Origin of the sequence: Flavobacterium araucananum, from assembly GCF_002222055.1 — a bacterium.
Lineage (GTDB): Bacteria > Bacteroidota > Bacteroidia > Flavobacteriales > Flavobacteriaceae > Flavobacterium > Flavobacterium araucananum.
The window spans coordinates 43,978-59,230 of sequence record NZ_MUGS01000017.1 but is presented as its reverse complement, the minus strand read 5'-3'; the positions used below and the strand labels follow the sequence as shown (position 1 = coordinate 59,230).

10 protein-coding genes are annotated in these 15,253 nt (G+C 33.9%); 4 read left to right on the top strand and 6 right to left on the bottom strand.

Annotated elements, in window-relative coordinates:
- Nucleotides 1-23 precede the first annotated feature (23 nt).
- The 3 genes from B0A64_RS11765 (at nucleotide 24) to B0A64_RS11755 (ending at nucleotide 3,771) form a co-directional block, all read left to right on the top strand.
- Nucleotides 24-953: a PorP/SprF family type IX secretion system membrane protein gene (locus tag B0A64_RS11765; RefSeq protein WP_089479717.1), complete on the top strand. Its 930-nt coding sequence runs from the start codon at nucleotides 24-26 to the stop codon at nucleotides 951-953.
- 10 nt (nucleotides 954-963) lie between these two features.
- Nucleotides 964-3,135: an OmpA family protein gene (locus tag B0A64_RS11760; RefSeq protein ID WP_089479733.1), complete on the top strand. Its 2,172-nt coding sequence runs from the start codon at nucleotides 964-966 to the stop codon at nucleotides 3,133-3,135.
- A gap of 153 nt (nucleotides 3,136-3,288) precedes the next feature.
- The gene (locus tag B0A64_RS11755) at nucleotides 3,289-3,771 is read left to right on the top strand and encodes a hypothetical protein (protein ID WP_089479716.1); all 483 of its coding nucleotides are present in this window, start codon (nucleotides 3,289-3,291) and stop codon (nucleotides 3,769-3,771) included.
- 59 nt (nucleotides 3,772-3,830) lie between these two features.
- Here B0A64_RS11755 and B0A64_RS11750 read toward each other — a convergent pair whose 3' ends face one another.
- Nucleotides 3,831-4,211, bottom strand: coding sequence for a DUF1573 domain-containing protein (locus B0A64_RS11750; protein WP_089479715.1), 381 nt, complete (start codon nucleotides 4,209-4,211; stop codon nucleotides 3,831-3,833).
- Nucleotides 4,212-4,498: 287 nt separating this feature from the next.
- Between B0A64_RS11750 and B0A64_RS11745 the strand changes: the two genes are divergently transcribed.
- Nucleotides 4,499-7,132, top strand: a complete 2,634-nt coding sequence (locus tag B0A64_RS11745; RefSeq protein WP_089479714.1) for a valine--tRNA ligase — start codon at nucleotides 4,499-4,501, stop codon at nucleotides 7,130-7,132.
- A gap of 41 nt (nucleotides 7,133-7,173) precedes the next feature.
- On the opposite strand, the gene B0A64_RS11740 is transcribed toward B0A64_RS11745, so the two are convergent.
- The 5 genes from B0A64_RS11740 to B0A64_RS11720 all read right to left on the bottom strand — a co-directional run bounded on the left by B0A64_RS11740 (nucleotide 7,174) and on the right by B0A64_RS11720 (nucleotide 15,172).
- Nucleotides 7,174-7,815 (bottom strand): putative polyvalent protein kinase domain-containing protein, encoded by a 642-nt coding sequence (locus B0A64_RS11740; protein WP_089479713.1) that lies wholly within the window; start codon nucleotides 7,813-7,815, stop codon nucleotides 7,174-7,176.
- A 79-nt stretch (nucleotides 7,816-7,894) separates the two neighbouring features.
- The gene (locus tag B0A64_RS11735) at nucleotides 7,895-9,205 is read right to left on the bottom strand and encodes an APC family permease (RefSeq protein WP_089479712.1); all 1,311 of its coding nucleotides are present in this window, start codon (nucleotides 9,203-9,205) and stop codon (nucleotides 7,895-7,897) included.
- Between the two features lie 202 nt (nucleotides 9,206-9,407).
- On the bottom strand, nucleotides 9,408-11,660 hold the full coding sequence (locus B0A64_RS11730; protein ID WP_089479711.1) for a TonB-dependent siderophore receptor: 2,253 nt from the start codon (nucleotides 11,658-11,660) through the stop codon (nucleotides 9,408-9,410).
- A 284-nt stretch (nucleotides 11,661-11,944) separates the two neighbouring features.
- A complete protein-coding gene (locus B0A64_RS11725) occupies nucleotides 11,945-12,670 on the bottom strand; it encodes a DUF4198 domain-containing protein (RefSeq protein ID WP_089479710.1) in 726 nt (241 codons plus the stop codon).
- Between the two features lie 180 nt (nucleotides 12,671-12,850).
- On the bottom strand, nucleotides 12,851-15,172 hold the full coding sequence (locus B0A64_RS11720) for a TonB-dependent receptor (RefSeq protein ID WP_089479709.1): 2,322 nt from the start codon (nucleotides 15,170-15,172) through the stop codon (nucleotides 12,851-12,853).
- Between the last annotated feature and the right edge of the window lie 81 nt (nucleotides 15,173-15,253).

Here is a 15,253-nt window from a genome sequence, read left to right as displayed (position 1 = left end):
ATCTTATTTAATATAATTTTCAAATGAAAAAAATAATACTTTTTATATCCTTTCTCTTTTATATAACATCGTTGTCAGCGCAACAAGATCCGGAATACACACATTATATGTACAATATGAGTGTTGTAAATCCTGCATACGCAACAGGAGTTCCTGCAATGTTGAATCTTGGAGGACTCTACAGAACACAATGGGTTGGAGCCGTTGGAGCACCAAAAACATTTACCTTTTTTGGGCATACTGCCGTGACTGATAAAGTCGAAGTGGGTTTATCATTAGTATCTGATGATATAGGTGATGGCGCAAAAAAAGAAAATAATTTTTATGCTGATTTTTCGTATGTCTTAAATCTGGGAGGAAAAAATAAACTTTCGTTAGGACTAAAAGCAGGTTTTACTACGCTGCAAACCAATTTTAATGGATTTAAATTTAGCGATCCGCAAACTGATCTGGCTTTTGCCGAAAATATAAACGTAACCAAACCAAACATTGGAGTAGGCGCCTACTATTTTAGGGATAATTTTTATGTAGGATTGTCAGCGCCAAATTTGTTGAGCTCTAAACACATCGAAGAAAAGTCCGGAATCAATGCGTACGGATCAGAGAATATACATACTTTTTTGACTGCCGGATATGTTTTTCAGATCAATGACAGGGTCAAATTAAAACCGGCATTCATGTCAAAATTTGTAGCAGGAGCACCAATTTCTGTAGACCTTACCGCAAATGTGTTGTACAACAATAAGTTTGAGCTGGGTGCTGCTTACAGAGTCAATGATGCCGTAAGTGCCTTGATGAATATAAATGTTACACCTTCGCTTAGAGTAGGGTATGCTTATGATCATACTCTTTCGAATATGGGGCAGTTTAATTCTGGAACACACGAAATTATGCTTCTCTTTAATTTAGATTTACTAGGCAATGGATACGATAAATCACCAAGATTCTTCTAAAATGAAAAATATGAAAAAACTACTCGTTATTATATTCGTATTTTCAATACAGTTTATAAATGCTCAGGATCTCGAATTGGCTAGAGCCAAGCGATTTTTTGATAAAACATATTACAGTGAGGCAATTATCTTATATGAAAAGTTAGCAGAAAAGAAACCTTCGCAGGAAGTGATAAAAAATCTGGCAGACTCTTATTTTTATACCAATGAATTGATCAAAGCCCAGCGCTATTACAGACTTCTGATTCAAAATTACAGCAATGATCTAGATCGCAATTATTATTTCAGGTATGCTCAAACCTTAAAAGCAAGCAATAGTTATGACGATGCCAATACAGCATTAAAAGAATATTATGCAAAATCAGGTAATAATGATGATGTTGCGAATTTTGAAATTGATAGTAAAACCTTAGAAAATGTTTCGGCAATCGGGCAACGATTTGAAATTAAAAATTTAGCCATAAATACCCCAAATTCTGAGTTTGGAGCCGTAAAATATAAGGAGAATTTGGTTTTTGCCGGAGTAAAACTAAAGCCTGGAATTTTTGATAAAAAGTTTAAATGGGATAATGAAACGTACCTTAATTTAGTCGAAATTCCTATTAGTAATATGAACTCGGCAGATTCTCTTGTGCATTATTTTGCCAAAGAATTAAAAACCGGAATGCATGAATCGAATCCTGTTTTTACAAAAGACGGGAAAACGATTTATTTTACCCGTAATAATTCTAAAAATGGAAGCAAAAAAACAAATGATCAGAAAATTTCGAACCTTCAGATTTTTAAAGCTGACCTGGTCGACGGTAAATGGACAAATATAGTGTCACTTCCGTTTAACAGTCCAAATTATTCCGTAGAGCATCCTGCCCTTAGTCCAGACGAAAAAGTATTGTACTTTGCATCGGATATGCCGGGAACATTAGGTTCTTTTGATATTTATTCGGTAAATATTAACAAAGGAGCATTTGATACACCACGAAACTTAGGACCGACTATTAATACAGAGAAAAGAGAACAATTTCCCTTTGCTTCTCAGGATAATAAACTTTATTTTTCATCAGATGGTCATTTGGGATATGGATCGCTGGATGTTTTTGTTTCGGATATGAACCAAAATGAATATTCAAAACCTGTAAATGTTGGTTTGCCCCTGAACTCGAATTTAGATGATTTCTCCTTTACTATAGATTCAGATAGCAAAGAAGGCTTTTTTGCATCCAACAGAGAAGGCGGAAAAGGCAGCGATGATATTTATTGGTTTAAAGAAATTAAAGATTTAATTGTCGAAGATTGCAAACAGTTTATTGCAGGAACAATTACGGATGTTGATACCAAATTGGCATTAGAAAATGCAACTGTAATTTTGCAGGATTCCAATCAAAAAACGTTAAATACCGTTACGACGACTGCTGACGGAAAATTTAGTTTTACAGTTGAATGCGAAAAGTCATTTACTGTTTTGGCATCTAAAGAAAAATATACAAGTGAATCAAGATCCTTGTCTTCAGGAACAACACGAGAGGCAAGCAATGATGCTTCGATGGCATTAAAATCTCTGGAAGTTATCAAACAAGAAGAACAACAAATTGCCGAAACTAAAAAGAAAGAGGAGGAAATTGAAACAAAACGCAGCAAAGAAAAAGAGGCATTGGCGATTATTGCGCTAAAAGAAGCAGAGAAAAAAGCGAAAGCAGATCAAATTGTGGCAGCAGAAATTAAGAAAAAAGAGAAAGTAGCCGAAATTGCCGCAACTGAAATCAAGAAAAAAGAAAAAATAAAACAAATATTAATCGACGAGAAAGATATTGTAAGAGATAAGGACAGATTGATTATTAAAACAGATCCTATTTATTTTGATTATAATATGTGGTATATCCGTAAGGAATCGAAGGTTGTTTTGGGTCGTGTTGTACAATTGATGAAGAAATATCCTGAAATGGTTATTGAAATTGGTTCGCATACAGATTCAAGAGGAAATGCAAAATTTAATGAAGACCTGTCTCAAAAAAGAGCCAATTCTACCAGAGATTTTATCATACAATCTGGCGTGACGGCAAAAAGAGTACTAGCAAAAGGTTATGGAGAATCTGTCCCTATTATAAAATGTAAAACAGACGAAGCTTGCTCAGAAGAAGAACATGAATTGAACAGAAGAAGTGAATTTGTAATCACAAATTTATAGCGGTAGTTTTATACACAGTTAGTTAATCTAACAGGTTCTTAAAACTTTTCAGGTTGATATAAAAAATGTAAATTTTAATTTTAGAAGCCTTTTTTTGGGCTTCTTTTTTATTTAACTTTATAATGTAACAATGAACTTAAAAAAAATATAATTATGAAGAATCTAGTCCTATCGTGTACACTTTTGGTCTGTCTTGGATTTCAAAGCTGTAAAAAAAATGAAGACACAAAAGCGGTTGAAGCTGCAAAAGCTATTAGCGAAAAACCGGTAAGTGTACAATGCTATAAAGCAGTCTACGAAAAAGACACTATTGATATTACCTTAAATACTTTGAAAAGCGGAAAAATAACAGGAAACATGGTAATGAAAGTTGCTAATGCTCCTGAAAGAACCGGTGATATAAAAGGAGAATTCCGCGGAGATACTTTATTTGCAGATTATACCTTTGTTGACAGCACAAATAAAAATAAAATATTCAAAAATCCTTTGGCATTTTTAAAACGTGAAAACCAGCTTATTCTGGGCAACGGGACTATGCAAACCACGATGGGTGTGACTTATTTGGTCAAAGATCAACCGATAGATTTTGATCGTGTAAAATATAAATTTACTACTGCTGAGTGTAAGGGTAAATAAATGAGGTACAAAAAAAGCCGTTTCTTATAGAAACGGCTTTTGCTATTTTTAGATTTTTTTTACAAAACTTCACCTTTAATTTTTAAAGCAACTCTGCCATCAGGATAATTTACAGCATTGCTTTCGACTGTAATTGTTTTACGGATAGGACCGGCAGCCATATTGTATTTTACATCAATTTTACCTTTTTTACCGGGCATAACTGCTGCTGCAGGTTTTGTAACAACTATAGTACTTACTGTAGATTCTGCTCCTGTAATTAATAGAGGTGCATCTCCTGTGTTTGTAAATTCAAAAGATCGAACTCCGTTATCACTTTTCGAAATTTTTCCATAATCAATTGTATTGTCCGGGGCTGCAAATTCAATTTTTGGGCCGTTTTGTGCATAACTTATTGCGCTAAACAATACGACTGCAATAAAAGAGGCTACATTTTTCATTTTGAAATTGTTTTAAAGTTGTAAGTAAATATACATTCTTTTAATTAACACACAAATTAATAATTCGCTTTTTATAGTCTACTTAATTATTTACTTTTGTTGTCAATATAATTACAAAAATTGAACCAAAGTTTAAAAGGTTTATTTGTTTAACTGTTTGGGCGTTTAATTGATAAATAAAATTACGATTAAAAAAAAGTGCAAAAACAAATGAGCAACTAGACAGACTTAATGGGCCAACGATTAAACAAATCAACAAATTTAACGATTAAACATATTTATAATAAATGAGTATTCCAGCACAATTTGACGCTAAAACGATCGAGAATAAATGGTATGATTACTGGATGAAAAATAATTATTTTCATTCTGAGCCAGATCATAGAACACCTTATACAATTGTAATTCCGCCACCAAACGTGACAGGAGTCTTGCATATGGGGCACATGTTGAACAATACAATTCAGGATGTTTTAATTCGTAGAGCGCGTCTTAAAGGTTTAAATGCTTGTTGGGTGCCCGGAACAGATCACGCATCTATCGCAACAGAGGCTAAAGTTGTAGCAAAACTAAAAGCCGAAGGAATCAATAAAAATGATCTTACCCGTGAAGAATTTTTAGCACATGCCTGGGAATGGACGGATAAATATGGTGGAGTAATCTTAGATCAGCTTAAAAAGTTAGGAGCTTCCTGCGATTGGGAAAGAACCAAATTTACTATGGATCCTGATATGTCAGCATCTGTAATTCGTTCTTTTGTAGATTTATATAACAAAGGATTAATTTATAGAGGTTACCGCATGGTAAACTGGGATCCTGAAGCTAAAACTACTTTGTCTGACGAAGAAGTTATTTATGAAGAACAACAAGGGAAATTATTTTTCCTAAAGTATAAAATTGAGGGAACTGAGGAATTTTTGACCATTGCCACAACTCGTCCCGAAACTATTTTTGGAGATACTGCAATTTGTATCAATCCAAACGATGAGCGTTTTACACATTTGAAAGGTAAAAAAGCAATTGTTCCTATTTGTGGCAGAGTGATTTCAATTATCGAAGATGAATATGTAGATGTAGAATTTGGAACCGGATGTCTAAAAGTTACTCCGGCGCACGACATGAACGATAAAACGCTTGGAGAGAAACACAATCTTGAAATCGTTGATATTTTTAATGAAGATGCGACACTAAATAGTTTCGGATTACATTATCAGGGAAAAGATCGTTTTGTAGTTCGTACTGAAATTGCAAAAGAATTGGAAGAAACAGGAGTTTTGGCAAAGACAGAAATCCATTTGAATAAAGTAGGAACATCTGAAAGAACCAAAGCAGTAATCGAACCAAGATTATCAGATCAGTGGTTTTTGAAAATGGAAGATTTAGTAAAACCGGCAATTCAATCTGTATTGGTTGATGGTGATATTAAATTGCACCCTAAACGTTTTGAAAATACTTATGCACATTGGTTAAACAATATTCGTGATTGGAATATTTCTCGTCAGTTATGGTGGGGACACAGAATTCCGGCTTTTTATTACGGAGACGGAAAAGAAGATTTTGTAGTTGCTGAAAACATCGAAGATGCTTTAGCTTTAGCAAAAGAAAGAACCAATAACCAACAACTAACAACCGACAACTTAAGACAAGATGTTGATGCATTAGATACCTGGTTCTCGGCATGGTTATGGCCAATGTCAGTTTTTGGTGGAATTATGGATCCTGAAAGTGCCGATTTCAAATATTATTATCCAACAAATGACTTGGTTACAGGTCCGGATATTTTATTTTTCTGGGTTGCCAGAATGATTATTGCAGGTTACGAATATACAGGCAAAAAACCATTTACAAATGTATATTTAACAGGTTTAGTACGTGACAAACAACGTCGCAAAATGTCTAAATCATTAGGGAATTCTCCTGATCCTCTGGACCTGATCGAAAAATTTGGTGCAGATGGTGTTCGTGTAGGATTGCTTTTAAGTGCTTCTGCCGGAAACGATATTATGTTTGATGAAGAATTATGCAATCAGGGAAAAGCATTTTCTAACAAAATATGGAATGCCTTTAAACTGATTAAAGGTTGGGAAGTTTCTGGAACTATCGCGCAACCGGAATCATCAAAAGTAGCCATCGAATGGTACGAAGCAAAGTTGCAACAAACATTGGTTGATATTGAAGATAATTTTGAAAAATACAGAATTTCAGATTCTCTTATGGCAATTTACAAATTGGTTTGGGATGATTTCTGTTCTTGGTTTTTAGAAATGATCAAACCAGCGTATCAACAACCAATTGACAAAGCAACGTTTGATAAAGCAATCGAAATGCTGGAAAGTAACCTTAAATTGTTGCATCCTTTTATGCCTTTCTTAACGGAGGAAATCTGGCACTTAATTGCAGACAGAACTCCTGAAGAAGCTTTAATTGTTTCTACATGGCCGGAATTAAAACCATTTAACGCAGGTTTAATTTCTGATTTTGAAAGTACAATCGAAGTAATTTCAGGAATCAGAACGATTAGAAAAGACAAGAATATTCCGTTTAAAGATACTATCGAATTAAAAGCGATCAATAGTGAGAATATCTCTACTTATTTTGATACAATTGTAACGAAGTTGGGTAATATCTCAGCTTTCGAATATGTTTCGGCAAAAGTAGACGGAGCACTATCTTTTCGTGTAAAATCAAATGAATATTTCATTCCGATTTCCGGAAATATTAATGTCGAAGAAGAAATTGCAAAATTAACAGCTGAATTAGTGTATACACAAGGTTTCTTAAAATCAGTTCAGGCAAAATTGTCGAACGAAAAATTTGTTGGCGGAGCTCCTGAAAAAGTTTTGGCAAACGAAAGACAAAAAGAAGCTGATGCATTAGCAAAAATCGCTACAATCGAGCAAAGTTTAGCCGGATTGAAATAAGAAGAAGAATTTATCTAAAATATATAAACCCAATACTTAATTTAAGTATTGGGTTTTTTATTTTCATAAAAGGTATCGGTTATATAAAAGACCGTATCAATAAATTGAAGAATACTATTTTCTGTTAATACATTCTCATCGTGCAGGTCTTCAAGGATAATTCCCAATTCTGGATTATAATAATCATTATTCTTAGTATTTACAAATCCATTGGCAAGCATAAATTTCTTGACTAATTCTAAGTTAGTTTTCTCAGTTGCTTTTACGAAAGGCTGTTCAACAACTGCATATAGGGTATTTATTTCTTTATAAAACCCTAATAAAGTATAAGCTGTATCTGGGAAAAAATAATTATTTAGAAGTAAGTTGTTGAGATAATCTAACCAAGAATTGTAATAAATTGAATCATTTAATTTAATTACATTTTTACCATCTTTTAAGTAAACCTTTTGTTCAGCACCTTCAGAAACATAATTATCAATATTAATATCCAATATCCAAAGATTATTTTTGGAGATAAATTTTGTTAAGGCTTCTGTTTCTTGTTCTTTGATGTGCTTGAACCCTTTAGCCACTTCACTTGAGCTTTTGCTTCGGCTAAGGTAACGGGTTGTTGCTTGGATAATTGTTCCATGCTTAACTTTGCCCTCTCCTGAAATGATACGTTGTAATTCATATTTCATAGTGTAAAATGTAAAAGTATTACATTTTATCAAATTATCAAAAACCAGATAAAAATTATAGCCATTTACTTACTTTTTTTTATTTCTTTTTCAAAATCAAAAACAAAGGATAAGAAACAATTGTAATTACAACAATAATTAAAAAGCTTTTAGGATCACTATATACAAAACCTGCCAATAGTGCCAGAGATGCGATTATAGCGATAATAGTTGTCCAGGGATACCATAAAGAACGATAGGGTCTTGGTAAATCAGGCTCTGAAATTCTTAGTTTCAAAAGCGAACAATATGCCAATCCCCAAACAATAATAGAGGTAAAGGCGGCAAACGAAAACAAAACTTCAAAAGAGCCAATACAAATCAGGAATAAACTAAACACTGATGAAACCAAAAGTGCAATAATTGGAGTTCCGCCCTTATTAACGGCTGTTCCTTTTTCGATAAAAAAACCATCACGACTTAATCCGTACAAAATACGAGGCGGAATCATCATAAAGGCATTCAGAATACTAATTAAGGAAAAGATAGAAATAACGGTTACAATTATAGCTCCGTTTTTTCCAAAGATGATCTTGGCAACATCGGCTGCGGCCAAATTCGATTTTGCTATAGATTCGATGGGTAAAACATGAAAGAAAGCAATATTTAATAAAACATAAATAGCAATTACAAGCAAAACACCACTGTATAAAGATTTAGGAATGTTTTTGCTGGGATTTTCGTTTTCTTCTGCAAAAAAACAAACACCATTCCAGCCATTATAAGTCCCGATGATAAGCTGAAGTGATTTGAAAAATCCAAATAATAAACCAATCTGAACTACAGAATTGTTTTTTGGAATTGGGGCTAATTTCACGCCTGAATACATAAAACAAGCAACAAGTAAAGCAAAGAAACAAATTACTTTTATAAAACTGGTAATTTGCTGGATTGCGCTTCCGTTTTTTACACCGCTTAAATGTAGTAATACAAAAGCAATCAATAGCGAAATAGCCATTTGAGTAGAATAACTGCGAAGATTTGGAAATAAAATTATAATATATTCGCTGATAACAATACAGAAAAAAGCGGGCGGGATTGCATTGGTAATATAATCAAACCAACCGGAAAGAAAACCGGCATATTCGCCAAAAGCCCTTTTGATATAGTTGTAAGATCCTCCGGCTTTAGGCAGCATTGTTGCAAGTTCTGCGTATGAAGTTGCACCTATAAGAACAAATAATCCGCCAAAAAGCCATGAGGCTATAATGAGCCAATAATTATCCAGTAAGGCTGCAATTGTGCCGGGAGTTCGTAAAATTCCAACACCAATGGTCCCTCCAATTAATACAGCAATATTAAAACTTAAACCTAGACTTTTTTGTAATTGGTTTTTCCTGACATCTGACATATTTGGAGTTTTATTTTAATGCGATAAAAATATCTGCCTGACAAAAGTAAAGATAATTAGAGCATTTTCTTTTATCGCAACAAAAAACCTCATCTATTGCTAAATGAGGTTTTTGTTCTCTAAAAAACCAAAACTTCTTCTGATTTTTAAAAAATTAAAAATGCAGAAAAAGCTATGGAAGATTAAAATCTAATTCAAATTTTTAAAACTTGTATCGCAAACTTGTCATAACCTGACGTGGTGCGATTGGATTCACACTATAATTTTCGTGAACCGTGTAATTTAACTCATTTGTAATGTTTGACAATCGACATAAGATGGAGAATTTTCTCCACTCGTAACCGGCAGAAACATCTATAGTAGTATATCCTTCTAGCGGGATATCTCTGTCTCTGATAGTTACAGTATAAGTAGCAGGTTTAGTTGCCGGTGTAACCGGAGTCCATAAATAATCGTCATTCCATCCGCCTAAACGCTCTCCAACATAATTTCCTATCGCTCCAAAAGTAAGTCCTTTTAGGATTCCGGCAGGCAGCTTATAGAAAAAGCTTAAGTTGGCTGTGTTTTGTGGTGTTCTTGCTACGCGATCCCCTTCAACAAAACTTCCGCTTGTTCCTGAGGTTTTAGTATAGCGCATATCATTATAACTGTAACCGGCATTAATATTCAAACCTTCAACCGGAGTTGCAGTAATATCAACTTCGACACCTTTACTTTTTGTTGCCCCGCCTAACATCTTAATGTTGGTATCTGCATTTACAGTAACCCCATCTGCCTGATAAGGCGCAGTTTGTGCCAGATTACTGTTGGTAATTTGATATAGAGTAATGTTTGTACTTAATAAACCGCTAAAGAAATCTTTTTTGATTCCCGCTTCATATTGATCAATAAGCGATGATTCGATGATATTGCCATCAACAGTAAGTCCACTGTTTGGTGTAAACGAGTTCGAATAACTGGCAAACAAAGACGTGTTTCTTGTAGGTTGGTAAACTAAACCTACTTTTGGAGAGAAAGCTTTGTCTACGCGTTTTGCAGCCTCAACTGTTGTTACAGTATTTGGATTTACTTTGTAAGTATCTGTAATTACCTGCGATTGTTGCCAGGACCAACGAATACCTGCGAGAAGTTTAATTTGGTCTGTAAACGAAATCAAATCTTGCGCATAAGCTCCAAAACGTTCTGTTTTAGTATCTGCAATTGCTGTAATTCTTGAGTTTGGTTCATCAGTTCTTTGATTTGCCGGATTAAAACTATAAAGATTTATAGTATCGTATGTTGCAACAGTGGTAGAAGTTGGAGAAGTAAAAAAGCCATAAGTATATGCCGTAGCGTATGAGTTTTCGTAATCTACTCCTGTAAATATTTGGTGTTTGATGCTTCCGGTTCTAAAGATACCCTGTAAGCTTAATTGATCTCCAAATATTTTTTCTAAGTTTTGATTCTGAACCAATGGTCTGGTCCAGTTGCCATTTGTATCTATAGTAGATAATTGTGATGTAGACTTAGAAGTTCTGTCATAATTTTGAAAAGAAGAATTAAAGTTCAGCTTCCAATTGTCATTAAAATTATGATTTACCAATACAGAGGCGCTTGCAGATTTGGTGTTTCCGTTAGACCAGAGTGCTCCGTAAAAGTTATTACGTGGCACGTTTACAAGTTCTTTTCCTATAATTCCTGTTCCAAAATCCGGAGTCCAGTCTGCGCTTAAATAATCTCCTTGTACCGTAATTTGTGTTTTGTCTGTTACATTAAAAAGGAAAGACGGGTTAAGATAGATACGCTCGTTTTTGACAACGTCTCTAAAACTTTCTGAGTTTTCGTAAGAACCTGTAAAACGATAAGCAATATATTTATTTAAAGGGCCATAAAAATCAACAGCAGGTTTATAATACGAGTAGCTTCCCATTTGCATTGAAACCTCGCCACCGCTTGTAAATTTAGGTGTTTTGGTTACCATATTCAAAATTCCGCCCGGAGCAACGTTTCCATATAATAAAGCAGCACTACCTTTTAAAAACTCCACTTTTTCTAAAGAGGAAACTTCAGGAATTGAACCACTATTAAAACGGAATCCGTTTTTGAACATATTATTGGCAGACATATCATATCCTCTTGAGAAAAAAGATTCCTGAGCTCCACCACGAGCCGATGATACATAAACACCATTCATGTTTTTTACAACTTCACTTAATCTAATTGCCTGTTGCTGTTCGATTACTTCACTGCCTATGATTTGCACACTTTGCGGCAAATCCATTACTTTGATTCCTGAACGGGCAGCCTCAATTGGTTTTTTAGGTTTATTTGCGGTAATTAAAACTTCATTAAGAGTTTCTCCCTTTTTATTTTTTACAGTATCATTTACAGTCGAAGCATTTTCGGCACTTGTGTAATCCTGACTATAGGATGCAAAACTTAACAAGGACAAAGCGATTAGTAAATTATATTTCATAGCTTATTTAGATTTAATAAAAATAATTTTTTGCAAATATAAGGGCTTGTAAAGACTTTAACAAAATTTATAAAGGTGTTTTCGTACTTAAACCTTCCTTAGCTCTTTCTTAAGATTGTCTTAATTTTTTGGTATAGTCATTTTAATTTTTTATTAATTAAGAATTATTCTAAATAAATACAGCCTATTCAATTGTATTTTTCGCATAAAAAAACCTTGTCAGCAAGACAAGGTTTGATTGAAGATGAACTTCCTGATTTAATCTGAAGATTACGGTTTTAAAATTATTTAACTGTAATTAAGTACGTAGCCATTTTCCAGATTTCATCGTATTTTTTGCCATTATGTTCTCCGGCAGCTTTTTCTGTATAAGCAAATTCTACCATATAATCTCCTGACCAAATTGGTGTAAACGAGATTTCGCCCTTGTCATTACTCCATAATTCTTTTTCCCAGCCATTAGGAGCAATTACTTTTATTTTTTGCTTTTTGGCCTCTTTACCTTCATATAAAGTATTGACATCAATTTTTGTTTTTTGTTTAGCAGTTGCTGCATTTTTAGAAAATACACTAATAATATTGGTATTTGCAGTCGCCTCATTTCCTTTTACGGCATTACCAACAGTAACAGTTGCGCTGGAATTATAATCTAATTTCATAGTTCCGTAAACATCTTTTACCGTGTGATGCATTACTACAGTATAAACTCCGTCCTCATCTGGTGTAAAAAATGCCTGAAATTTGTTTTCTAATGCTGAAGAAGTAAGCTTAGTTTCTTTTTTTGAAGGACTGATTACCACTAGTGAAAAATCTTTTAAATCAGAAAACCATTTGTTCGCTTTCGTAATGTCATTATCTGAAAACTCTCCAAAGAAAATCGAAATTTCCTGAGCTTTTCCTTTTGTTCCCGTTGCTTTAGTTTCGATCCAAAGAGCGTGAGCAAATAATTGTGGACTTGCTACTAACATAAATAGTAAAAATGCTATTGATTTTAAAGTTTTAGATTTCATAAGAGAAAGTTTAAATTGTATTAATAATTATTGTTCTTACAAACTTAAGTCTTATTTAGAATAATTAAAAATAAAACAAGAAAAAAGAATTTAAAAAGTCGAAATGATTGTAAATAATGCGCGTTTCTTTCCTAAAAAAAAAACACCTCTACAATAGAGGTGTTTGGACAAAAAAGTGCCTTAAAACTTTAGGGTTAAGTTTACCAGAAAGTTTGTTGGAGTCTGGGCCATTCCGTAAGAATCCCAGTATTGCTTATTGTTTATGTTATTAAATTTAACGCCAATTCTCCAGGTTGGCTGATCATAAAATACAGTTGCATTATAAACAGAATAAGAGGGACTATAAAAACTTTGATCTTCAAATTTATATTGTTTGTCTACATAATTACCTCCAAAACCAAGACCTAAGTCTTTCAGTTTATTTTGAAATTTGTAAGAGATCCAAAAATTCATTACGTTTTCCGGAGCGCCGCTCGCTTTATTGCCTTCGATAGTAGCATCAGATGATTTTACGATACGATTGTCATTATAAGCGTAACCCAGCATTGCGTTTAGACCTTCGATAGGATTGGCAATAAACTCAAAATCTACACCTTTGCTTACTTGTTTACCATCCTGAAGATTAAACCCGTCAGGAGTTGTTCTGGTAGCATTATCAATGGTAATGTTGTAATAACTTACGGTAGTACTTAGCTTTTTATTAAATGTTTCTACTTTTATACCACCTTCATACTGGTTTGCATAAATTGGTTTTAAGATCAACAAAGTTCCATCCGGCTGATTTACAGGTCCTGAATTTTGAAAACCGTTCATATAATTTCCAAACAAAGAAACCTGATCTTTAACAACTTCGTAAACCAAACCTAATTTAGGCGATAAAGCAGTTTGGTTGTAACCCTCTGTATCTTCAATTTTTTTCTGTACAAAATTATCCATACGAAGACTCAACATAGCTTGTAAACGATCTGTAAAACTAATTACATCCGAGGCATAAATACTAAAGGTTTGTTCGTCCGGAACACCAAAGGACTGATCGACTATTGCTGCATCAACTTGTTTTTTACGAATAGGATCAAATGCTTTGGTTACATCGATTGTATCAAGAGCTTTGGTTGCACCATAATTAAAAGTACCTTTTGTAAATCTGTAATTAACACCTGCCAATACTTTATGTTTGATACTTCCGGTAGAAAATTGCCCATTAATATTTTCTTGTATGTTGGTAAATTGATTGCTTATTGGTCCAAAACGAGATACCATTCTTTGTACTTCTGTAGGCGAATTCCAAACGGTATAGTATTGGTAACTATGATCTACATTTTCGTCTATAAAAGAAAAAAGTGTAGTAGATTTCCAATCCTCCGCTATTTTATATTCTGCCTGAACAAAAGCTTTTGCCGATGAGGTTTTGGCATCCAGGTCATCATGAAATAAAGTTGTTTTATAATCTGCCTTCAGATCTGTTGGGTTTGTAATTCCTGCAGCATAAGAGCGACCGTAAGTAGGGCGTGTATTGTTTGTGTTATAAAGTTCTGTGTCGATACTCAGAGTAAGTTTATCTGTTGCTTTAAAAATAAGACTTGGAGCAATCAGGAATGTTTTATTAAAACCGTAGTTTAAAAAACTCTTTTCAGTATTTACAGAAGTATTTAATCGAAACAATACTTTATTGTCCTGTGTTAAAGGCGTATTGATGTCAAGTGCAATCCGGTTTAAACCAAAACTTCCTCCTGTATAGGATACTTCTGTTTTTTTTGTTTCAAAAGGTTTTTTGGTAACCAGGTTTACAACACCTCCAAAAGAGGATACAGACGATCCAAACAAAGTTCCCGATGGTCCTTTAAGAACCTCAATACGTTCTGCATTATCAATAGAAATAGAGCTGCGACCCGTCATATTTTCCATTCCGTTTCTCGCGTTGACTCCCGTACTAAATCCTCTGAAAGAAATTTCAAGTCCGCCTGAAGGATAAATTTTCGACGTTACGCCGGGAGCATTTTGCACCGCACTTCTAATGTCTACTACCACTTGTTCCTGCAAAAGTTCTTTTTGAATAACGCTATAAACTTGTGGGTTTTCCAGATTTTTTAGCGGCATTCTTGCCACATAGTCTGTTTTTTTAGATAAGATGCTTTTATGACCATTAACAACAACTTCGTGCAATTCTTTGTTCGAAACTTTTAGTTGCAGGTTAAGGGTTGTCGATTCATTTTCGGTTACCACAACATCCTGTTCCGTAGTTTCGTACCCTGTTAGTGATATTTGCAGCGTATACGTATTTGGTCTTACCCTGCTCAGTTCAAAACTACCATCGTCGTTTGTAGTAGTACCATATTTTGAATTTTTAAGGATCACATTTACACCAGCAGCTGCATCGCCTTCAGATGTGGTTATGATTCCTTTAATTTTTCCGTGATTTTGTTGTGCAAAAGCGCTTAAAACACAAAAAAGAAAACTGATAGAAAACAGAAGACGGGAGGTCTTCTCAGTAAAATATTTCATTTTAATTTAAATTGGTTAGGTTTCTGTTTTTATTTAGAATGAATAAAAACAGTGCAAATGTAAAAATTAATATTTCCTTAA